The organism is Actinomycetota bacterium, from assembly GCA_040755895.1.
GTDB lineage: Bacteria > Actinomycetota > Aquicultoria > Subteraquimicrobiales > Subteraquimicrobiaceae > Subteraquimicrobium.
On sequence record JBFMAG010000084.1, the window covers coordinates 6,152 to 6,944 of the forward strand.

The 793-nt window shown below is 41.9% G+C and carries 2 protein-coding genes; both read left to right on the plus strand.

What is annotated here, in order from left to right; genetic code table 11:
- On the plus strand, window positions 1-628 hold a 628-nt coding region (locus AB1466_03940), incomplete at its 5' end, for a diphthine--ammonia ligase (protein ID MEW6189247.1).
- A 26-nt stretch (window positions 629-654) separates the two neighbouring features.
- On the plus strand, window positions 655-793 hold a 139-nt coding region (locus tag AB1466_03945; protein MEW6189248.1), incomplete at its 3' end, for a cob(I)yrinic acid a,c-diamide adenosyltransferase.

The window sequence follows — 793 nt, forward strand, 5'->3', positions numbered from 1 at the left end:
CGGAAAAGAAACTTCTCTTTCCTGCTATAAGGTCATGCAAAAGCAGGATATTAAAGTCGCCTATCTTTTAAATATGATTTCTGAAGATGGCAAACATTCCCGCTCCCATGGAGTTAGCTCGACTCTACTACGACTACAAGCAAGAGCAATAGGAATTCCTATTGTCCAGAGAAAGATCGCTTGGGAGAATTACGAGGAGGAATTCAAAAAAGCGATGTCTGATTTTAAAAAGGAAGGTATCCGGGCTGGCGTATTTGGCGATATTGACCTTGAAGAGCACAGAGATTGGGTGGAAAGGGTTTGTAAAGAAATGGGCATAAGGTCAATATTGCCATTATGGAAAGCGAGAAGAGAAGAATTGCTTGAGGAATTTATCCAAGTGGGTTTTAAGGCCATAGTCGTGGCTACTAATGCTGATTTTTTAGGTAAAGAATGGCTTGGACGAGAAATAAATAAAGGGTTTATAGAAGAGTTGAAAGCCTTAAGGAATGTTGACCTCTGTGGTGAAAAGGGCGAATACCATACCCTTGTCTATGCTGGACCTATTTTTAAAAAACCCCTTGAGTTTACTGTTGGGGAAAAAGTTTTAAAGGATAAACATTGGTTTTTGGAGCTTGTTCCCAAATAATGCGGATCAAAATTTGGAAAGGAGCGATGGTGAAGTTAAAACGGGGGTTGATTCAAATCTATACCGGTGATGGTAAAGGTAAGACGACCGCCGCCCTTGGTCAGGCGGTGAGAGCCCTTGGGCACGAATTCAAGGTTGGTATGGTGAGCTTCTTTAAGGAACCCG